This is a genomic window from Paenibacillus sp. Y660 (assembly GCF_057221575.1).
In genome coordinates this window covers 1-19,314 of the sequence record NZ_JBXBBJ010000004.1, presented here as the reverse complement: position 1 = coordinate 19,314, position 19,314 = coordinate 1, and the positions used below count along the sequence as shown (strand labels likewise).

Genomic DNA, 19,314 nt, shown 5'->3' with positions numbered 1-19,314 from the left:
GTTTGAAGTTGATGCTATCGAGTCGAGATGTTCATTTATAGGTTTATGTCTTACGTCTGCCAGGCTGTCCGTTTTCAGAGCTCGGAAAAGCTCTGACATCACATCAAAGTCCCCTACTGAGACGCCGCCGGTCGTGACGATCAGATCTGCGCATTCACATATGCTTGCGAGAGCGGCTAGAACCGCATCAAGCTCATCAGGCAGCGAGCCGCACAGAATCGGCTCTGCGCCGCTCTGCTCCAACATTGCCGCGACCATATAGCTGTTGCTGTCACGGATTTGTCCGGGCGCAAGCGACGCCGCAACGGGCAGCAATTCGCTGCCCGTCGCGAACACCGCTACGCGCGGCCGCTTTTGCACCGCCACCTCGGCATAGCCGAAGGTGCCGAGCAGCGCAACATGGCCCGGCCGCACAAGCGTGCCGGGCACTGCAAGCACGCTCCCGCGGCGGAATTCCTCGCCGCGGGGCGCGATGTGCTGGCCGGCCAAGCCGGCGTGCTTGATCAGCACCGCCGGCGAGCCATCGGCCAGCATGGCTTCCGCGGTCTGCTCGAGCATCACGACCGCGTCAGCCCCTTCCGGCACAGCCGCGCCTGTCATGATGCGCACGGCAGTGCCCTGCTGTACGGCCGCCAGGGCGAGCCCGCCCGCCGCGACCGAATCAACGACGCGCAGCGTCGCCGGCCGCTCCGGCGACGCTGACGCGATATCTGCTGCGCGCACGGCGTAGCCGTCGAGGCCCGAGCGCGCGAAGGGCGGCCAATCGCTTGACGCCACTATCGTTTGCGCAAGCCTGCGGCCGCCGCTAGCCCGCAGCGGCACAAGCTCGCTGCCGAGCTGCAGCCTCTCCGCAGCAGCAAGCACACGCAGCTGCGCTTCTCCAACCTTCACAGCCTTCCGATTAAATCGGCCGTCCTTCTCCCGCCCTTCCGCTCCGCTTCCGTTCCCGCTTTCACTCTGTCCGTTCAGGCCGTCCTTCTCCTGCTCTTCCACTCCGCCTCCGCTTCCGCTTTCACTCCGTCCGTTCAGGCCGTCCTTCTCCTGCTCTTCCGCTCCGCCTCCGCTTCCGATTTCACTCCGTCCGATCAGGCCGTCCTTCTCCTGCTCTTCCACTCCACCTCCGCTTCCGCTTTCACTCCGTCCGTTCAGGCCGTCCTTCTCCTGCTCTTCCGCTCCGCCTCCGCTTCCGATTTCACTCCGTCCGATCAGGCCGTCCTTCTCCCGCCCTTCCGCTCCGCTTCCGTTCCCGCTTTCACTCCGTCCGATCAGGCCGTCCTTCTCCTGCCCTTCCGCTCCTCTTCCGTTCTCCATCCCCATCACCCGCTCCTATCGCCGTCAGCTTTCCAGCAGCTTATTCAGCATCCATTTTACAATGTATGTTAAACTATTGGCAATCAACGTCAATGAACGCCGCAAAGGAGACGCCATGTTGCCATCATCAGCAAACAAGCAGCTTATTATTCAAGTCGTCGGATACAAAAACACCGGCAAAACCACATTGGTTTGCCGGCTAACGGAACGCTTTAAACAAGCAGACTATAAAGTTGGAACCATTAAGCGCGATGCGCATGATTTTCAGATCGATAAGCCCGGCACCGATACATGGAAGCACCAAGCAGCCGGAGCAGATATAACAGCCATTACATCTTCAAAGCGCACAGCGATCATGAAGGCGTACTCCGAACCGCTTGAGCAGCTCATTGCTCAAATGCCCGAAGCGGATGTCATATTAATTGAAGGCTTCAAGGATGCAGCCTATCCAAAAATCGTTATGATTCGTACGGAAGAAGACCATGAGCTTCTAATATCAACAAAAAATCCGATCGCTGCCGCTCTTTGGCCTGATGCCATCTCCCTTGCCTCTTCTTCTGTCCAAGCAATCGCTATTGATCAGATCGACGAGCTCTTCCAAAAAATAATGGCATTCTTCAAGCAGCATAACAACTAGTTGTTATGTTGTCCTTTATTCTGCAATTCCTTGCTTATGAGCATAAATAGCTGCTTGTGTTCGGTCGTCCACATCCAGCTTATTAAAAATGTTTGTAATATGGAATTTTACCGTTTTTACACCTATAAACAGCTCATCGGCGATTTCCTGATTGGACATACCCTGCGCAACCCGCTTGAGCACATCCATCTCGCGATCCGTCAGATCATCATGAAGCGGAGCTTGCTCGTGCAGCTTCGGTTGGCGGAAGCGGTTCATCATTTTAGCCGCAACCTGTGATTCAAGGACGGATTGTCCTCGCGCTGCAGCTCGTATCGCATCGGCGATTTCCGTAGCTCGCGATGTTTTCAGCAAATAGCTGAACGCTCCCGCTTCAATGACCGGATACAGCTTGCTGTCATCCAAGTAGCTCGTCAATACGATGACTTTACATTCAGGGTACAGCTCAAGCAGCTTGGCTGTCGTCTCAACGCCATCCATGCCATCCATCACCAAATCCATCAATACAACGTCAGGTCTGTACGCCTGTGCTAATCGAATGCCGTCCATGCCGTTGCTTGCTTCACCGACAACCTCGATTCCATCCTCGGTATCCAGCACCGCCGCAAGCCCGATCCTCACCATCTCGTGATCATCGACAAGCAGCACCTTTATTGGCTGACTCAAATGCTCAATTGCCTCCACACCTAACACCGTCCCTCTTTTATCGTTAATCGATTTCAATCTTCATGCTTATGACTTCGCTTCTCGCTGTCCATCCGCCGGAACCCAAATATGAATAACGGTCCCCTCGCCTGGCTTCGAGATCATCTGCAGCGATCCGCCCAGCTCAAGCACCCGCTCCTCCATCGTAAGCAGCCCGTAAGACGTCTGCTTCTTCGACTCAAGATCAAACCCGATGCCGCTGTCAAGAAGACTCATATGCACTTGATTCCCCGAGCGAATCAGCTTGATTTCCATTCTATCCGCTTTGGAATGCCTTAGCGTATTCGATAATGCCTCCTGTGCAATCCGGAACAAATGATCCTCTGAATTTGGCGGCAGCATAATCGTATCATCCACCTCAAGCGATATCGTCATCGGTACTTTCTGCTTCAGCTCATCCACTAGAACAGTAAGCGCCTGCCCCAGGTTTTTTCCGTCCAAGTGGACGGGCCGAAGATGAAGCAGCAAGGCGCGCATTTCCGATTGCGCAACGGCTGCCATTTCTTCAATAAGCTGTACTTGACGCCGTGCCCGCTCCCAGTCCCGCTCAATCGTCCGGCTGACGGCCGTCGCCGTCATCGAGATGGCGAATAGCTGCTGGCTCACCGCGTCATGCAGCTCGCGCGCAAGGCGCTGGCGCTCTTCGATCACGGCCGTAAATTTGACCTTTTCGGTCCAATTCGGGTCGACCTGCTCCTGCTCCGATATTTCATTTTCCGTCTTCTCGCCATTGCTTAGCGTAACGGTAAACCTGCGTTTCACCTGCTGCTCCGTCAACCGCTTTAACGATTCCTTCAGCCTCGAATTTTGCAAATAACCATTCAGCGCAGCAGCAGCCATTCCTACCCCAACGATAGTCAGCCCGATTACCGCCCATTTGCCTTGAAGCGTGAACAGCTCAACATAGCCGATTCCTTGCAATACGATGACAACCAAGCTGATGATAATAAGCAGCCACAATATCGTTTCCGTAGCATTGCTCCTACGGGCCGCATGATTCGGCTGGTCACCCTTATTGCGCTGTTCCATACGGCTCACTTCCTTCTATGTACTATTTTAACTCTTAATGCCTGCTTATGTCATTATTCATGCAAACATGAAAGAGCAGACCGTTAGACGGTCCGCTGCTTTCGAGTGCCATGATCCTATTCTTCAGTAGAAGCTTTTGTTAAAGAAGGGGCCGGATTCAGCTTGTTCTTGAGCGCTTGCAACTGCTCATCCACTTTCACTTGTTTCTCAGCATCCGCTGCATTAAAGCTGTTTGTTGCACCGCTGTATGTGTAAGGAGTGCGCAAAACGTCCGCTTCTGCTTCGAGCTGCATAATTTTCTCTTCCATACGGTAGAAGCCGCGTGATGCAGAGCCGCTGTCGATCGTATGGTTCGCGGTCAATTGCGCCATTTGTTTTTGAGCTTTAGCTACTTGTGCACGGGAAGCAAGCTCATTGCGCTTGTTGCGCAGTTGGTAGAACTCTTCCTTCATCGTGTGCAATTGCTGCAGCAATTCCTCTGCTTGTGCTTTCGACTGTGTATGCAAATCAACATATTCGGTTACTTTCTGGTCAAAATAAAGCTTTTCTTCCAGCAGCTTGCGAGCAAGCTCCTCTTGGCCGGCTCTTAGAGCCGCTTCTGCTTTAGACTCACGATCAGCCGCACTGCGTACAGTTTCCTCAAGGCGCTGCTTCATGCGGCGCTCATTTGCCATTTGTTTAGCTACTGTAACCTCAGCTTGATGAATTTCGGACTCCATGTCGCGCAGGTATTGATTCAACATAATAATCGGATCTTCGATTTTATCCAATGCCTCATTTACCGATGCCTTTGTCATATCCTTCATGCGTTTGAAAATTCCCATATTAAAAATCTCCCTTCTCGTATTTAGCAATTTTGGCTTTCAATTCTTCAATTTCACGACGCAGCGCTTTTTTCTCCAAATCATCCATCATGCTATCGAACTGTGTCGATGCTGCTGGCTGTGGTGCCGGTCCTTGCGAATTCCAAGAGCCTGGTGCTTGTGGCGGGTTTTTGTAAGGACCGCCGAATGGCGAATTAGCTTGTTGGCCAAATCCAGGATTGTAGCCGCCGTTTGGTCCAAAGTTCGAATAGGTCGGCGGTTCTTTTGGTACAACCAAGCCTGCCAAAAGATAAATCAGGATTACTCCTCCACCTGTAATGATGGTTACAATTATTAGCAAGATCCGCAGCAGTGTTGCGTCAACGTTCAACATCTCCGCTAATCCGCCGCAAAGACCTAATATTTTTTTGTCGCGTGAGGAACGAAAAAGTTTCTTCAAGACGACCAGCCCTCTTTCTCAAGCTTTCGCTTCAATTGCTCAAGCTCACGTTCTATAACGGATTGTACAGTGTTGCCCGCTTCCGTTACGAATTCTTGCCCCATTCTGCGAATGTCGCGCAAGCTTTTCGCTTCGTGCTCCATGCCGCTAATCCGATCTTCCAGTCTTCTGAATACGGAACCCGACTGAATGCCTTGTTCGCCGAAGCCGCTGCTGTAGCGGCTGTTCATCCGCTGTTGAAGTCTTAGTGATTCCATGCGAGCCGCATAATATTCGCGTTTGTCATATACCGATTGGTATTCGCTGCGCATCTCGCGAAGCTGCTCTTCTAGATCCAGAGTATTTTGTCTGCTTTGCTCGAACAGTTCACGGTATTGAACCGAGCGTTCTTCGCAACTTGCTTTCTCGTGAAGGGCTATTCTTGCCAGCTGCTCCTCGCCTGCCTTTAGAGCCGTCAACGCTTGATTCTCGCGCCGTTCCTTTTGCTCCTCAGCCTGCAGCCATTGTGCTTTTAAGTGGTTGCTGTGGCCAGCGTACTGCTGGTACAGCTTCTCCGCTTGAATGATATCTTCTCTGGTAGACCAGAGAAATTGATCGATCATCCGAACCGGATCTTCTGATTTCTCAAGACGTTCATTTAGTGTAGCAACCGTAATGTCGCGCACTCGCTTCATAATACTCATTCCATGTCCTCCTTAACGTTTTGCGATGCTTGCCATGCTTCGTTAAACCGTTCATTCTTTTATCTTTCGCAGCGCTTAGTAAGCTCTGCGTTTATCTTTCTTGAAGAGGCTTACTCCAGCTACGATCAAGCCGATTGCCAGAAGCAGCAAAATGACGCCGCCGAGCTTGCCGAGAACCATCATACCGCCGATTACGATAAGTATGCCGCCAATCCATTTCTTGCTGTTCATCCAACCGACGATACCCAGTCCGATTAGAATGAACGGGAGCAAGAATCCGAATATAGCACCAAAGTGGACACCCACAAAATTAAGTACCGCGATAACTCCGACGATCATAAGCAGTACGCCTAACGCGCTTTTTCCATTCATCTCCGTTTCAACTCCTTTCCATTTTTATTTTTTTCCATTCGTTTATTGCCTTATGTGTGTTGCTCTTGCTTATGTACTTAGTTTAGATTAATTTACGCTTTTATAAAACGGACCTTCGGCGGTTTTCGAACTGGACTTAGGTCGAGTCAGCCGCCCGCCTCCGGGGGAAAATAACGCTTTTCGGCGCTATTTCACTACCCAAGCCGTACTATTCAACGAATCACGCCCAAATGACCTCGCACACTAACCGAACCAAAAATGCCGGCATCGCAGCTATCGATTGGCCGGCACTTTATATAGTTGATACATTTATTTGGTAGCCAGAAATTGATCGAATTGAGCCTGCTTCTCTGCAACAATCTTGTCGATGCCGGCCGCTTGAAGTCTCTCGGTATACTCCGGCAATACTTTATCAATATCGACTGAGCCGGTTTCCAAGGCAGTTTGATATTGTCTGTTTACATTGACGACAGCAGCTATCTCAGCTCTAACCGCATCACCGTCAAATACGAAGCCAAGTCCGGGTGAGAGCTTTGCGTTTTGATTGAATTGTTTGAAATGATTCCATTTGTCGGGATCTTCAGAGTCCCATACATAGTTCAGAAACTGGTTGCCGAACATCCAGTTGGAGCCAGGATTATAATGCTGTGTTTGCTCGGTCGGCATGATCACATTTTCGTCTACCTTCGTATAATGCTTGCCTTCTATGCCGTAATTCAGCAGATTGTTCAAGTAAGAGTCCGTATGGAGCAAATTGATAAACAACATGGCGCGCGCAGCGTCCTGTGAGGTAGTGGAGATCGCCAGCATAGAGCCTGCTGTCTCAGACGTTGAAATCGTCTTCTCATTTAAGGGCAACTGGGCAAGCTTACCGATAAGGCCGGTCTGAATAGCCAGCTCCTCCTCCTTCCCGGGTTTCAAAGCGGAAGTAATAGAGAAAACGTCTCCAGATCTTAAAGCGTCGTTGTTCATCGTCTGATTTGTTGCCGCATCTTTATTGATGTATCCCTTCTGAAAAAATTGCCGCGTAATGCGCAGCGTATCCACATAACGGTCAACCTCGTAGGCCGGCATGACCTTTGTGCTTTCGCCATCCTTAAGAATAATGCCGGGAATCGACGTATCGCCAAGTGCATCAAAATTACCGACATAATGCGCATTAAACGTCTCGCCCATCTTCATATAGAGAGGCGTCATTCCCGGCTTTTTTGCAAGAATGATTGCATACACAGCATCCAAATCCTCGATTGTTTTTACGTTGGACATGTCAATTCCCAGCTCCTCGGCAATATCCGAGCGATAGACAATGCCGCCCTGCGCCGCTAACTCCTTGTTCGTCGGAACCGCATAGTTTTTCCCGTCGATTTTGGCACCGGCTAGAAATATGGGGTCAAGCGATTGCAAAATACCTTGTCCATACTGCTCCAGCAGCTCATCGATTTCTAAAAATGCCCCCTTAGACACATTTACCGCATGCTTGTTCCACTGTGCTGTAAATAAGATATCAATCTTCTCGCGCGATGCGACCATCAGGTTGATTTTATCGTCCCATGGCCCCCAATCAATCGGCATGAGATCTATTTTCGCATTGATTTTATCAATTAAATACACATTCATTGCCGCCTCTACTTCTTCCTCGTCCTTCTGCGGCGATCCCGTATATACAAATTTTAATGTATAAGGCTGGAGTGTTCGGTCCTGCTGTAATCCGCCGCTATTCGCCATATTTGATGAAGCGCTTTCATTATTTTTGCTGCTAAGCGGGCTATTCTCGGCTATCTGATAAGAGCAAGCGCTTATTACAAATAAGCCGCCCAATAGGAGCATCCTTGCACGAATCATAAGGCTCGTCGTTCGGGTCATTATCGAATTGCCCCCCTAATGGGTTGATGATATTGCGTTCAATAGTTTAATTGTAAATACCAGGCCAAAAAATGCAAGCAAGAAAAACCCGCGCCTTTGCAAGACGCGGGTTTTCATTATTTACAGACTAAGCTTCGCTTAACACTTATTTGTTTGCCAGAAATTCGTCGAATTGCTTTTGTTTTTCGGCTACGACCTTGTCAACGCCAGCATCCTTCAGCTTCGCCTCATACTCGGCTAAAATTTTATCGACGTCGACGGAGCCGGTTTCAAGCGCTCTTTGATATTGACGGATAACGTTTGCGAGCGCGCCTACTTCAGCCTTCACGGGCTCGCTGTTAAATACGAAGCCAAGCGCGGGAGAGACCTTTGCGTTTTGGTTGAACTCCTTGAATTTCGCCCACTTGTCTGGGTCCTCCGTGTCCCATACGTAGTTAAGGAATTGACTGCCGAACATCCAAGCGGAGCCTGGGTTATAGTTCGCGGTGTTGCCTGTTGCGGTAATGATTTCACCGCTGCGTGTAAAGTGGTCGCCTTCCAAACCGAAGTTCAGCAGATTGTTGATTTCTTTATCCGTGTGCAGCAAATTGATCAGCATCATAGCGCGGGCCGGATCCTTCGAAGTGGAGGAGACGCCGAGCATCGAGCCAGCGGTTTCAGACGTAGCAACCGTTTTTTCCGTCATTATAATTTGGGCAAGCTTGCCTGTCAGCCCTGAAGCGCTCGCAATTTCAGAATCCTTGCCAGGCTTCATCGGCTCGATTGTAGAGAATACAGTGCCTGCTTTCCATGCATCTGCGGAAGCGACCTGCGTTGTCGCGGCATCGGCGTTAATGTAGCCTTTTTTGAAATAGTCGCGGGTAAGGTTCAAATATTCCTTGTAGCGGTCGATTTTCTCCATCGGCGTTACGGTCGTACCGTCATGATCCTTCAGAACGGCTCCTGGAATCGTCGAATCGCCTAGAAAGTCATAGTTGGCAAAGAAATGCGAGTTAAAGGCTCCCGCTGTTGTGTAAAGCGGCGTCAATTCAGGTCTTTTTGCTTTTACGACGGCATAGATTGCATCTAGATCCTGAGGTGTTTTGACATTGCTCATATCAATGCCAAGCTCGTTGGTAACGTCTTTGCGGTATACGATCCCGCCTGCGGCAGCTAGTTCCTTGTTCGTTGGCACGCCGTAGTTTTTGCCATTGATCTTCGCGCCTTCGAGGAAGGCAGGGTCTAGCGTTTCAACGATGCCCTTGCCGTATTGATCGATCAGACCGCCTAGCTCAAGGAATGCACCCTTGGATACGTTATTCGCATGGCCGTTCCACTGCGCAGTGAAGATAATGTCAACCTCTTCGCGGGATGCGATCATCAGATTGATTTTATCGTCCCATGCGCCCCAGTCTATTGGCATTAGATCGATGGTTGCGTTGATTTTTTCGGTCAGCAGCTTATTAAGCGCCTCTTCCACTTTTTTCTCATCCTTCTGAGGGGTGCCTGGATAGACGAGCGAGATTTTGTAAGGCTTCAGATCGGATGCGGGCGGCTCTTCTTCTGTACCTGCTGGTTTGTCTGTCTCGGCGGCAGTATTCTTCGCAGACTCTGGATTGTTATTCGTTTTACTGTTGTTTCCTGAGCATGCGGACATGACGAGCACGATGGTCAGCATCATCATGAGAAGCATCGATGTTTTTTGTTTAACTTGCTTCATAGCGGGTAGACCTCCCTTAAAAATTAAGTTGTATGCTAAACCGGCATAGCCGGCTCCAGCCATTTTGGCAACCGTTCATTTGTACAATCAGCCCTTTACAGCGCCTACAGTCAACCCTTTGACAAAGTACTTTTGAAAGAACGGGTACGCGAAAATAATTGGCCCGATCCCGACGACAACCATCGCCATGCGAACAGTCTCGCTCGGAAATTTGAACGTTCCGCCCGCTGCCGTAATCGCTGCTGCCGCCGTGCTGTTATTCGCAAGGAATTGAATGTTCAGCATCGTCTTATACATCAAATATTGCACGGTAATATTCCCATCCTTCGTAATGAACACCAAGCTGAGAAACCAATCATTCCAATAGGTGAGCGTCTGGAAGAGTGCAACCGTCGCGAGCACTGGTAGCGATAAAGGTAGGACGATTTTTGCGAAAATAGTAAGCTCTCCTGCACCGTCAATCTTAGCGGACTCCAGTACGGCTACCGGAATCGTCGTCTGAAAGAACGTGCGAATGATGAGCACGAAGAAAGCTGCGACGAGAAGCGGCATAATGAGGGCAAGCAGCGTATCCTTTAAGTCGAGTAAACGAACGTACACCAAGTACCATGGCACAAGTCCGCCTGAGAACAGCATCGTAAAGAAAACGAAGAAGGTAAAAAACTTGGCATGCGGGAAGTCTGTTCTTGAGATCGGATAAGCGTACAGCGCCATAATAATAAGGCTGAGCGTTGTGCCCACGATAGTGACGAGGATCGAGATGCTGTAGGAGCGAATAATTTGGGTCGCATCCTTGAACAGAAATTGGTAGGCAGCCAAGTCAAGCTTTGAAGGGATAAATTGATAGCCCTCCCGCACGACCGTCGCCTCATCCGAAATCGAGACCATAACGATCAGAACAAGCGGTATGATGCAGAGCAGCGAATATACAATAAAGAACACATTGATGCCTAGAGAAGCCGGAATCGACAATTGGTTTTTTGGATTGGACCCGGACGACATTTTCTCGACTGCTTCCATAGGTTCACCTCCATAAATTTTTCATAGAAAAGAAGAATGGCTAATCATCTGCTAAAATAATGCGTTATCCTTGTTGATGCGGCGCACAACCCAGTTCGATAGAAAAACCAGCGTGAATCCGACGACCGACTGCAGCAGACCCGCTGCGGATGATAAGCCGATGTCGCCAACGGTCAGGAACGTCCGATAGACATAAGTGTCGATGACGTTCGTAACCGGGAACAGCACGCCCGATTCTCTCGGCACCTGGAAGAATAGGCCAAAATCCGCATTAAATATTTTGCCGATCTGAAGCAGCGTCATTATCGTAATGACAGGCATAATGAGCGGGATCGTAATGCGGGTCATTTGCTTCCACTTGCTCGCCCCGTCGATCGTTGCAGCCTCGTAATACTCATCGTCGATGCCGATGATAGCAGCCATATAAATGACGGTGAAGTAGCCCATGCTCTTCCACGTGTTCACGATTGGCAGGACGTAAGGCCATACCTCCTGGGTAAAATACCAGCTCACCTTCTCAAGCCCTAATGCCGGAAGCAGCGAGCTGTTCAAGTAACCGTGCTCATCGCTCATGAAGCCGAAGACGAGGTAGCTGATCACGACCATGGATAGAAAATAAGGAAGAAACATAACCGTCTGATGGAGCTTGGCGACGAACCTGTTGCGAATCTCATTAAGCATCAGCGCAAACGCCAGTGGAATGATCAAATTGAGAATAATAAAGCCAGAGTTGTACAATAGTGTGTTGCGCGTAATAATCCACGCATCGGATGTCTTGAACAAATACTCGAAGTTCGTTAACCCATTCCACGCGCTTCCTAGTATGCCATCCGCGTAGTTAATGCTCTTGAACGCGATTATGATGCCGAACATTGGAATATAGTTGTTGAATACAAGCAGAACGATGGCCGGGAGCATCATCACATAGAACATCCAGTATTTGCGGAATATGAGTAAATGAGATGTCTTCCTAGCTTTAATTTGTGGAATATAGGCCGTTGCCGCAGCTTTCGACGTCTGATCCGCCATCGTCTTCCTCCTCCTCTTTCTAAGGCTTTAAGTCATTTCTCTTGCTTAAATTGTATAAAAAAAAGACGCCGACATCTGTCGGCGCCGTGACCATATTAACGGTGCTGTGACTTTTCACTCACACATCCTGATACTTCTTGCGATATTCCTGCGGCGTCAGGCCGGTCATCTTCTTAAATAGCTTGGAGAAATGCGAGAAGTTAGAATAACCTACATGAAGCGCGATATCGCTGACCCGGTTATTCGTTTGCTCCAGCAAGCTGCGCGCCTTCGCAATTCTTATTCTCACCAAGTAATCCGTTAACGAATAGCCGGTTTCCCTGCGGTACAGGCGCGATAGATAGGCAGGATTCAAATAAACCGACTCCGCAGCCTGCTCGCGGCTAAACTCTTCGCCAAGATGCTCCTCCATAAAGCGCTGAACCTTATCTACAACCTGCGATACGTCCTTTCCGTTCTGATTGGCGTATTCCGTTACCTGAGCGCTTAATTGCTGTGCCCAGATTCGCATCCGGGCTAACGATTTCAGGACATTCTCGCCAACCTCCCATTCTCGATTCGTGAATACATCGGTCAATTGTACTGATTTTTTATTGAGCCACTCAATCAGCATATTCATAAAGCCAAAATAAAACGAGGCCATATGCGTATAATCGACACTTCTCTGCTGCATCTGGTCGAAGCACTCATCGATCCGCAGCGCTAATTCCGTCCGCTTTCCTGATTCGAGCAGCAGCACCCAATCGGAGAAGGGAGCTTGCTGTGGGGCGCTGTGCCCATGCTTCTGCTTATCGTCCCGCTCCATAATGATGGCGCATGTGCTGCTTACGTTGCTACGCTCCAGGGATAGCAGCGTCTGAACGGAGGCGCGGAGTTGCTTTACCTCCACGTTCTCTCCGATATAACAGGAAAGATGGCAATGCAGCATGCTTTTGCACTGATTAATAAACGTTTTGCAGCGCTCGTTGGTGACGGCGGTAGATGGCGCGTTCCCATCGGGCGAGCTATACAGTAGTGCATATAAAATCCCGCTGCCATCCTGAACAATAAGCCCCGGATCGCTCTGAAGCACAAGCTCCTCGGCCGCGTTTTTTACACCATAGGTCATAATCTCTTCGTCGCGCGCCAACCATTCCTCTCGCCACTGCTCGATGCTTATGAGTACGACGCGAATAAGGCTGCCCGATTGGAGCGGCATTGCATAGTTTTGCAGCGCGGAATCAAGCTGCTGCGGCGCAGCGGAAAGCCTATAATGGATGACATCCAGCCAGAAGCGCTCGATTAGAATCGGACGCTGCTTGCTCCACTGCTCATAAAATAAGCTGTACGTTCCACGAATTTTTGCAAGCTGCTCCAAATCGCGAACCTTGTCCAGCGCCTCGTTCACACAAGCTTTCAGCGCGTTGTGGTCGATTGGCTTGAGCAAATAATCGAAGCAATCGAGCTGTACGGCCTGCTGCGCATACTTGAAATCCGCATGCCCGGTAAGGAAGATCGTCACGGTGGAAGGAGAGTGCTCGTTCGTCCACTCCAGCAGATCAATGCCGCTTTGATTCGGCATATCGATGTCCGACAGCATAATATGTACCGTGTGTGCGGTCAGCAAGGACTGCGCCTCCTCCGCATCAATAGCTGTATAGATATTGCCAATAGGAAGCGTCGACCAATCAATGCCCTCTACGATGCCGCGAATCGCAATCTCTTCATCATCAACGACCAATAAATTATACAACGGCCTTTACCCCTTCCACTCGCTTAGGAAATACGATAACCACTATCGCGCCTGTGCCCTCCGCTTGATTGCGGAATGTGATCGACGTCCGCTCACCATATAGCAGCTGCAGCCGGTGAATAACGTTCATGATGCCCAGGCTGCCCGTCTCCTCCTGCTGCAGCGGCTCCTTATTATGCAGCTTCTCCAGCACCTCTGGGCTAAAGCCGACGCCATTGTCGCTGATCGTAAGCGTAAATCCATTGTCAGCGTCTATTTCCGCCGCGATTTTAATTTGGAACAGCTGCCTCCTGTTTTTATAGCCATGAATGATCGAATTTTCGACAAACGGCTGTACGGTCAATGCCGCTATCGGATAACTCATAATGTCGTCCATTCCCTCAAACGTGCATTCCAGCTTGTCGGGAAAACGGATTTTTTGAATCGTCATGTAGTTCTCGATATGCATCAGCTCTTCTTTGAGCGTAATCGTATCCCGATTGGCTTTCATAATAAAGCGGAAGTAATCCGCAAGATGCAGTGACATCTTTTTGACCGATTCCGTATCGTTCAGTGCAGCCAAGTTATAAATGATATTCAAGCTGTTCATATAAAAATGCGGGTTGATTTGCGCTTGAAGCTGCTTCAGCTCCCCCTGCTTCACCCGAAGCTGCTCCTCGTACACATCGATTTTCAGCGTCTTAATTTGCTCAGCCATGACATTGAATGTGTTGCCGAGAAATTCAAATTCAAGTGTATTGTTTTTCTTAAGCCTTACGTCCAGCATCCCGAGTGATATTTTCTTCATCGCCAGAATGAGCTCATGCAGCGGCTTAAACAGCATGTTGCGCATAAAAAATAAGTACATAAGCAAGATGGCTAAAAAACCGATCGGAGCAAACAGCGTTGCATTTCGGAAAAACAAAAGGTTGCGAAGCAGCGTTTCCTCCGGAATCACGACGCGGTAAGCAATATTGACCATTTCGCTCATACGGTTCATCACGAGATAGGTCGCGCCTGTTCCCCGGTCTGTCAGCGACTCATAAGGTTTATTCGTTATTTTATAACTCTGCTCAAATGGCCCTATGTTTTCCGTTAATGATTGTACAAGCCGGTCCCCATCTCGCAAGTAAATGCCGTTATGCCCGATATCCCCGTCACTCCATTGGATAGAGAGCATTTTGTTGATATCCTGTACTTTGATCATGGCGCCGACATACAGCCCCTCTGATGCTTTAATGAAGTTGATTAGAAAAAATTTGCCCGGCATCCGCTCGTCGGCTCTTACTTCCCACGTTTGTTGATCGTTCAGAAGCAAATTTCGTTCCGTCGTCATCGTATCCATATGGGATTTGATTATTTTTTTCGTATCGTTATATACGCTGTCCGTTCCAAAAATAATGTCGTTCTTGTGGTATAGAAACACAGCATCGATCAGATTATAGACGCCTACGTCGCGATTCAGCTTGGAATCGATCCGTATTTTCGTTAAGGTGTAGCCGTCGCTGTCCATCGGGAAGGACATAAGCAGCCCGACGTCTGAATCAAGCACAGACATTTTATAAAGATAATCGTTGATTTGAGCTAGGTTGTGATCCGTCTGACCGACATAAATATCGAGCGTGTTCCGGTAGGTCTCCGACACCTTCTCACGAACGATATCGCGCGAATAGCTGTTATTGATAAGCATATAAATGACGACCGGCAGCATTACTGCCATAAATCCGATAATAAGTCGAGTTCTTATCGATTTACCGAACCACACGCTCCGCTTTCCCCCTATCATAATTTGAATCCTCTCTAATACTATCATTTAAAGCGCTTTCTTAAAATCATATTAATCGAACTAATCATCCCGTACAGCGGCGTTGACGACCATCCTCAAATAGCGCGCGAAGCCCCTAACACGCCAAAAAAGGCGCACGGGGGTAAAATAAACCCTCAAGCGCCTTTCTGATTGTGTCTTATAGCTCTACTTTTTTGCTTAACAAATAATGCATCAAATATAGGAAACTAGCCGTAAATACCAGCTCTAATAGAAACGGTCCTGTAAATGTGTTTAGACTAAATGATGATTGGAAGGACATCGCATTCCCCGTTTGCGTACTATTAATTTCGACAAAGCCCAAAGAATCCTCGCCATAATCAAATATTACTTCTGAAATCCAAGCCATAATGATTTGCGCCCCGAAGAAAAACAGAATTCCAATCCAAGCGGATCGCTTGAACCTAAAGCTGCGCGCAACCGTAGTCGAAGCAAGAATAGAAATAAGCAAAGATGTAAACGTCCACGCGGAGCCTAAAATAATCCAAAGTATCGATCCTTTTTCAAATTGAAAATTCTCTTTTATAAAGGTGGTATCTATATCCGAAAAAGCGAAATAAATCGGAATATGAATAGCAGCAATTACAGCGATCAAAATCACGCAAATCCAGCTTAGCAAAATGGTTGAGCCTACCCCGTTAATTGGATGAATAGGCAGGAGCCTGCGGCTGTACGACTTTAAATTTTGATCAAACGTTCGGCAGCAATGAATGAACAACAGCGACATGGCAAGCACGTAGCCGAATATGCTGAACGATAACACCACCGGTTCATTCCAATTCTGTGTAAGTCCCGTAATCGATAGCGCTGCTTCAAGAACAACCAATATGGCAAGCGTACTGAGAATTCCATCGCTGTTCCGTTTCCAATCATATTTCAACAGTTTGATCATTCCCCGAACAACTCCTTAAACATCTCATCAACACTTTTTCCGCGCGTAAGCCGAATATTTTCCACTTCATCCTGCAGCACGATCTTACCTTCACTTATGAAAATAACTTCATCGAAGATCCGTTCGATATCACGTACGAGATAGGTCGATACAAGCAGGCTGCTATCCTCGTTATAGTAGTTAACGATTGCATCCAAAATCTTCGCTCTTGCGACAGGATCTACCCCGCCAATTGGCTCATCGAGCAAATAAAGCTTCGCATTTCGCGACAACGCAAGAGTAAGCTGCAGCCGTTCATTCATTCCTTTGGATAGAGCGCTGACACGATCCCTTTTGTTCAGCTTCATGAAGGCTAGCATTTCATTGGCTTTCGCCAGATCAAAGTCTGCATAAAAATCGTTATTAAACTGGATCGCATCCTCCAAGCGCATCCAGCTTTCCGTCAGCGGCTGATCCGGCATAAATGAGGTATACTCCCTTGTCTCTCTGCCGACTAGCTGACCGCCCACCTGGACTGAGCCGGAGGCAGGATGAACAAGACCAGCCGCAATTTTCATCAGTGTGCTCTTACCGCTGCCGTTGCAGCCAAGCAAACCAACAATTTTGCCGGGTGCAATGTTAAGCGAAATGTGATTTAATGCCTTCTTGCCTGCATATGATTTCGATACATCAGTCAGTTGCAATACGCTTTTCACGTTCTCTTCACTCCTCTTTGTTATCCTTCTCGTCTACCGCTTGCGCAACAATCATTACAATATCGTTACTCGCAAAGCCAAGCTCCTGCATCCCTTGTATGAAGCGACCGAGCAGATCGCCAGCCATCTCTTTTTTGATCTCCATAATCTTTGTCTCCTCGCTCGTTACATATCGTCCAAGCCCACGCTTCGTCTCTACGATTTGTTCGCGTTCAAGCTCCTGAAAGGTTCGCTGAATCGTATTCGGATTAATTTGCAGCTCTAGAGCCAGCTCCCGTACGGCCGGTATTTTATCCCCTGCTTTAAGCTTCCCGATGACAATTTCTTTCTTGATGTAATTCATGATTTGCAAATAGATCGGCAAATTATTATCGAATTCAATGCTCACAATTTGTCCTTCTCCCTTCTGCTGCACTTAACAAATAAATCAACTGTTAGGCAATATCCCGTTTTTTGAAAGTAACAAAGCTTACCGCTAGAAACAAAGCAACATACGCAGCACAAACGATGCTTGCTTCATTTAACTTAGCAGATGCTTTCATCGAATTTTTCCTCCAGTGTCCTTGTGTGTTAGTTAAATAGTACACTAGTAATATGTTGTTGTAAAGAGACACTTTAAAAATAAATTTAAGTAGGACAACGCACAAAAAAACTCTCAAGATCCAAAGGATCTCAAGAGTTTATGTAAGTAATTATGGTGCCGATGAGAGGACTCGAACCTCCACGGTTTCCCTCACGATTTTGAGTCGCGCGCGTCTGCCATTCCGCCACATCGGCATTCAGGTAAATAATGGCGTGCCCTAAGAGATTCGAACTCCTGACCTTTTGATTCGTAGTCAAACGCTCTATCCAGCTGAGCTAAGGGCACATGTTTTGTTTCTTGCATTAAAAAATCTGTGGAGGCGCCACCCAGACTCGAACTGGGGGTAGAGCTTTTGCAGAGCTCTGCCTTACCACTTGGCTATGGCGCCAAATAAATGGAGCGGAAGACGGGAATCGAACCCGCGACCCTCGCCTTGGCAAGGCGATGCTCTACCGCTGAGCCACTTCCGCATATAAATGGCTGGGGATTCAGGGATCGAACCTGAGAATGACGGAGTCAAAGTCCGTTGCCTTACCGCTTGGCTAATCCCCAACAAAATATGCATTACCTATTTTTGAATTAATGGGGCGATCGAGGGGAATTGAACCCCCGAGTGTCGGATCCACAAACCGATGCGTTAACCACTTCGCCACGACCGCCACGTTCAAAAATATTCAATTGGCAGGGGCAGCAGGAATTGAACCCACACCAAAGGTTTTGGAGACCTTTGTTCTACCTTTAAACTATGCCCCTAAGGTAAACTGGTGGAGGATGATGGATTCGAACCACCGAACTCAGAGAGAGCAGATTTACAGTCTGCCGTGTTTAGCCACTTCACTAATCCTCCATGTGGTGCCGTCGAGAGGACTTGAACCCCCAACCTACTGATTACAAGTCAGTTGCTCTACCAGTTGAGCTACAACGGCATATTCACTTGTCAAGCATGTACATCTAATGGTGGCTCGGGACGGAATCGAACCGCCGACACGAGGATTTTCAGTCCTCTGCTCTACCGACTGAGCTACCGAGCCTGATGTTGTTTAAGTGGCGGAGCTGACGGGATTCGAACCCGCGGTCTCCTGCGTGACAGGCAGGCATGTTGGGCCACTACACCACAGCTCCACATCATAATCTCGGAAAGTTCCGAATGGTAAAGATTTTTGGTTGCGGGGGCAGGATTTGAACCTGCGGCCTTCGGGTTATGAGCCCGACGAGCTACCGGGCTGCTCCACCCCGCGTCATTATTAATTATATGGTGGAGGCTGACGGGATCGAACCGCCGACCCTCTGCTTGTAAGGCAGATGCTCTCCCAGCTGAGCTAAGCCTCCGTGTTGAGCGACCTTTATATCTTATCATAGGCCATTATTCTGTGTCAAACTTTTTTTAAAGATTTGTTGGTGACCCGTAGGGGACTCGAACCCCTGTTACCTCCGTGAAAGGGAGGTGTCTTAACCACTTGACCAACGGGCCTTACTGGCAGAGAGGAAGGGATTCGAACCCTCGAGACCCGGTTAGAGCCTACACGATTTCCAATCGTGCTCCTTCGACCACTCGGACACCTCTCTATAATGGCTCCCCGAACAGGACTCGAACCTGTGACAACTCGATTAACAGTCGAGTGCTCTACCAACTGAGCTATCAGGGAATATATTGCACTTTCAAAGCAAATTGCGCCCTGAAAACTGGATACGAAAGATTAGGTTTGCTGAAAACCTCTTTAACTGTGTCTGCCGGATGTATGGGTCCATGCAAACCTTAAGCGTATGCTTACGATGTAGGTTTGACTTACAACCTTTTAACGTATGCTTACGATGTAGGTTTGCTTAGCAAACCTTTTAGGATAAGCCCTCGACCGATTAGTATTCGTCAGCTACACACATTGCTGTGCTTCCACCCCGAACCTATCAACCTCGTCGTCTTCAAGGGGTCTTACATACTGGGAAATCTCATCTTGAGGGGGGCTTCACGCTTAGATGCTTTCAGCGCTTATCCCGTC

16 protein-coding genes, 16 tRNA genes, 1 rRNA gene and 1 pseudogene are annotated in these 19,314 nt (G+C 48.7%); 1 reads left to right on the top strand and 33 read right to left on the bottom strand.

What is annotated here, in order from left to right; genetic code table 11:
- Window positions 1–75: 75 nt before the first annotated feature.
- A pseudogene (locus tag AC2TDN_RS06810) lies at window positions 76–1,311 on the bottom strand (molybdopterin molybdotransferase MoeA); the annotation flags it as partial.
- Between the two features lie 115 nt (window positions 1,312–1,426).
- Between AC2TDN_RS06810 and mobB the strand changes: the two are divergent.
- On the top strand, window positions 1,427–1,948 hold the full coding sequence (gene mobB / locus AC2TDN_RS06805; RefSeq protein ID WP_484687401.1) for a molybdopterin-guanine dinucleotide biosynthesis protein B: 522 nt from the start codon (window positions 1,427–1,429) through the stop codon (window positions 1,946–1,948).
- A gap of 15 nt (window positions 1,949–1,963) precedes the next feature.
- On the opposite strand, the gene AC2TDN_RS06800 is transcribed toward mobB, so the two are convergent.
- From AC2TDN_RS06800 to AC2TDN_RS06645, 32 genes are all read right to left on the bottom strand, one after another.
- Window positions 1,964–2,614 (bottom strand): response regulator, encoded by a 651-nt coding sequence (locus tag AC2TDN_RS06800; RefSeq protein WP_484687400.1) that lies wholly within the window; start codon window positions 2,612–2,614, stop codon window positions 1,964–1,966.
- A gap of 66 nt (window positions 2,615–2,680) precedes the next feature.
- Complete coding sequence (locus AC2TDN_RS06795) at window positions 2,681–3,682, bottom strand: sensor histidine kinase (RefSeq protein WP_482067380.1); 1,002 nt, start codon at window positions 3,680–3,682, stop codon at window positions 2,681–2,683.
- Between the two features lie 116 nt (window positions 3,683–3,798).
- Window positions 3,799–4,506 carry a PspA/IM30 family protein gene (locus AC2TDN_RS06790; protein ID WP_482067381.1) on the bottom strand — a complete coding sequence of 236 codons (708 nt, stop codon included), beginning with the start codon at window positions 4,504–4,506 and terminating at the stop codon, window positions 3,799–3,801.
- A gap of 1 nt (window position 4,507) precedes the next feature.
- On the bottom strand, window positions 4,508–4,945 hold the full coding sequence (locus AC2TDN_RS06785) for a PspC domain-containing protein (protein WP_484687399.1): 438 nt from the start codon (window positions 4,943–4,945) through the stop codon (window positions 4,508–4,510).
- Complete coding sequence (locus AC2TDN_RS06780) at window positions 4,942–5,628, bottom strand: PspA/IM30 family protein (protein WP_053374354.1); 687 nt, start codon at window positions 5,626–5,628, stop codon at window positions 4,942–4,944. Before AC2TDN_RS06780 ends, AC2TDN_RS06785 begins: the two co-directional genes overlap by 4 nt.
- A 75-nt stretch (window positions 5,629–5,703) precedes the next feature.
- Window positions 5,704–6,000 (bottom strand): LiaF transmembrane domain-containing protein, encoded by a 297-nt coding sequence (locus AC2TDN_RS06775; protein ID WP_482067383.1) that lies wholly within the window; start codon window positions 5,998–6,000, stop codon window positions 5,704–5,706.
- Between the two features lie 309 nt (window positions 6,001–6,309).
- Window positions 6,310–7,863 (bottom strand): ABC transporter substrate-binding protein, encoded by a 1,554-nt coding sequence (locus AC2TDN_RS06770; protein WP_484687398.1) that lies wholly within the window; start codon window positions 7,861–7,863, stop codon window positions 6,310–6,312.
- Between the two features lie 145 nt (window positions 7,864–8,008).
- Entirely contained in the window at window positions 8,009–9,562 is a 1,554-nt protein-coding gene (locus AC2TDN_RS06765; RefSeq protein WP_484687397.1) for an ABC transporter substrate-binding protein, read from the bottom strand.
- An 87-nt stretch (window positions 9,563–9,649) separates the two neighbouring features.
- Window positions 9,650–10,582, bottom strand: coding sequence for a carbohydrate ABC transporter permease (locus AC2TDN_RS06760; protein WP_484687396.1), 933 nt, complete (start codon window positions 10,580–10,582; stop codon window positions 9,650–9,652).
- A 51-nt stretch (window positions 10,583–10,633) separates the two neighbouring features.
- Entirely contained in the window at window positions 10,634–11,611 is a 978-nt protein-coding gene (locus AC2TDN_RS06755; protein WP_484687395.1) for an ABC transporter permease, read from the bottom strand.
- A 118-nt stretch (window positions 11,612–11,729) separates the two neighbouring features.
- The gene (locus AC2TDN_RS06750; RefSeq protein ID WP_484687394.1) at window positions 11,730–13,343 is read right to left on the bottom strand and encodes a response regulator; all 1,614 of its coding nucleotides are present in this window, start codon (window positions 13,341–13,343) and stop codon (window positions 11,730–11,732) included.
- On the bottom strand, window positions 13,336–15,087 hold the full coding sequence (locus AC2TDN_RS06745; protein WP_484687393.1) for a sensor histidine kinase: 1,752 nt from the start codon (window positions 15,085–15,087) through the stop codon (window positions 13,336–13,338). Before AC2TDN_RS06745 ends, AC2TDN_RS06750 begins: the two co-directional genes overlap by 8 nt.
- 199 nt (window positions 15,088–15,286) lie before the next feature.
- On the bottom strand, window positions 15,287–16,039 hold the full coding sequence (locus AC2TDN_RS06740) for a hypothetical protein (RefSeq protein ID WP_484687392.1): 753 nt from the start codon (window positions 16,037–16,039) through the stop codon (window positions 15,287–15,289).
- Window positions 16,036–16,734: an ABC transporter ATP-binding protein gene (locus AC2TDN_RS06735; RefSeq protein ID WP_484687391.1), complete on the bottom strand. Its 699-nt coding sequence runs from the start codon at window positions 16,732–16,734 to the stop codon at window positions 16,036–16,038. The genes AC2TDN_RS06740 and AC2TDN_RS06735 overlap by 4 nt, the downstream gene beginning before the upstream one ends.
- 7 nt (window positions 16,735–16,741) lie before the next feature.
- On the bottom strand, window positions 16,742–17,122 hold the full coding sequence (locus tag AC2TDN_RS06730; RefSeq protein WP_484687390.1) for a GntR family transcriptional regulator: 381 nt from the start codon (window positions 17,120–17,122) through the stop codon (window positions 16,742–16,744).
- Window positions 17,123–17,429: 307 nt separating this feature from the next.
- Window positions 17,430–17,511, bottom strand: a tRNA-Leu gene (locus tag AC2TDN_RS06725).
- Window positions 17,512–17,525: 14 nt separating this feature from the next.
- Window positions 17,526–17,602: transfer RNA gene (locus AC2TDN_RS06720), tRNA-Arg, on the bottom strand.
- A 29-nt stretch (window positions 17,603–17,631) separates the two neighbouring features.
- Window positions 17,632–17,705, bottom strand: a tRNA-Cys gene (locus AC2TDN_RS06715).
- A 7-nt stretch (window positions 17,706–17,712) separates the two neighbouring features.
- Window positions 17,713–17,787, bottom strand: a tRNA-Gly gene (locus AC2TDN_RS06710).
- 7 nt (window positions 17,788–17,794) lie between these two features.
- Window positions 17,795–17,869 (bottom strand) — tRNA-Gln (locus AC2TDN_RS06705).
- Window positions 17,870–17,900: 31 nt separating this feature from the next.
- A tRNA-His gene (locus AC2TDN_RS06700) sits at window positions 17,901–17,976 on the bottom strand.
- Window positions 17,977–17,996: 20 nt separating this feature from the next.
- Window positions 17,997–18,070 (bottom strand) — tRNA-Trp (locus AC2TDN_RS06695).
- Window positions 18,071–18,079: 9 nt separating this feature from the next.
- A tRNA-Tyr gene (locus AC2TDN_RS06690) sits at window positions 18,080–18,164 on the bottom strand.
- A 3-nt stretch (window positions 18,165–18,167) separates the two neighbouring features.
- Window positions 18,168–18,243 (bottom strand) — tRNA-Thr (locus AC2TDN_RS06685).
- A gap of 29 nt (window positions 18,244–18,272) precedes the next feature.
- Window positions 18,273–18,348: transfer RNA gene (locus tag AC2TDN_RS06680), tRNA-Phe, on the bottom strand.
- Between the two features lie 14 nt (window positions 18,349–18,362).
- A tRNA-Asp gene (locus tag AC2TDN_RS06675) sits at window positions 18,363–18,439 on the bottom strand.
- A 39-nt stretch (window positions 18,440–18,478) separates the two neighbouring features.
- Window positions 18,479–18,555, bottom strand: a tRNA-Met gene (locus AC2TDN_RS06670).
- Between the two features lie 15 nt (window positions 18,556–18,570).
- Window positions 18,571–18,646: transfer RNA gene (locus AC2TDN_RS06665), tRNA-Val, on the bottom strand.
- Window positions 18,647–18,713: 67 nt separating this feature from the next.
- Window positions 18,714–18,788 (bottom strand) — tRNA-Glu (locus AC2TDN_RS06660).
- A 4-nt stretch (window positions 18,789–18,792) separates the two neighbouring features.
- Window positions 18,793–18,883, bottom strand: a tRNA-Ser gene (locus AC2TDN_RS06655).
- 4 nt (window positions 18,884–18,887) lie between these two features.
- Window positions 18,888–18,963: transfer RNA gene (locus AC2TDN_RS06650), tRNA-Asn, on the bottom strand.
- 191 nt (window positions 18,964–19,154) lie between these two features.
- Window positions 19,155–19,314: ribosomal RNA gene (locus AC2TDN_RS06645) — 23S ribosomal RNA — on the bottom strand; the annotation flags it as partial.

Excerpts from the sequence above, each read along its gene's own strand:
- mobB (WP_484687401.1), top strand. The coding sequence starts at position 1,427 with ATGTTGCCATCATCAGCAAACAAGCAGCTTATTATTCAAGTCGTCGGA.
- AC2TDN_RS06795 (WP_482067380.1), bottom strand. The coding sequence starts at position 3,682 with ATGGAACAGCGCAATAAGGGTGACCAGCCGAATCATGCGGCCCGTAGG.
- AC2TDN_RS06790 (WP_482067381.1), bottom strand. The coding sequence starts at position 4,506 with ATGGGAATTTTCAAACGCATGAAGGATATGACAAAGGCATCGGTAAAT.
- AC2TDN_RS06780 (WP_053374354.1), bottom strand. The coding sequence starts at position 5,628 with ATGAGTATTATGAAGCGAGTGCGCGACATTACGGTTGCTACACTAAAT.
- AC2TDN_RS06775 (WP_482067383.1), bottom strand. The coding sequence starts at position 6,000 with ATGAATGGAAAAAGCGCGTTAGGCGTACTGCTTATGATCGTCGGAGTT.
- AC2TDN_RS06770 (WP_484687398.1), bottom strand. The coding sequence starts at position 7,863 with ATGACCCGAACGACGAGCCTTATGATTCGTGCAAGGATGCTCCTATTG.
- AC2TDN_RS06765 (WP_484687397.1), bottom strand. The coding sequence starts at position 9,562 with ATGAAGCAAGTTAAACAAAAAACATCGATGCTTCTCATGATGATGCTG.
- AC2TDN_RS06760 (WP_484687396.1), bottom strand. The coding sequence starts at position 10,582 with ATGGAAGCAGTCGAGAAAATGTCGTCCGGGTCCAATCCAAAAAACCAA.
- AC2TDN_RS06755 (WP_484687395.1), bottom strand. The coding sequence starts at position 11,611 with ATGGCGGATCAGACGTCGAAAGCTGCGGCAACGGCCTATATTCCACAA.
- AC2TDN_RS06740 (WP_484687392.1), bottom strand. The coding sequence starts at position 16,039 with ATGATCAAACTGTTGAAATATGATTGGAAACGGAACAGCGATGGAATT.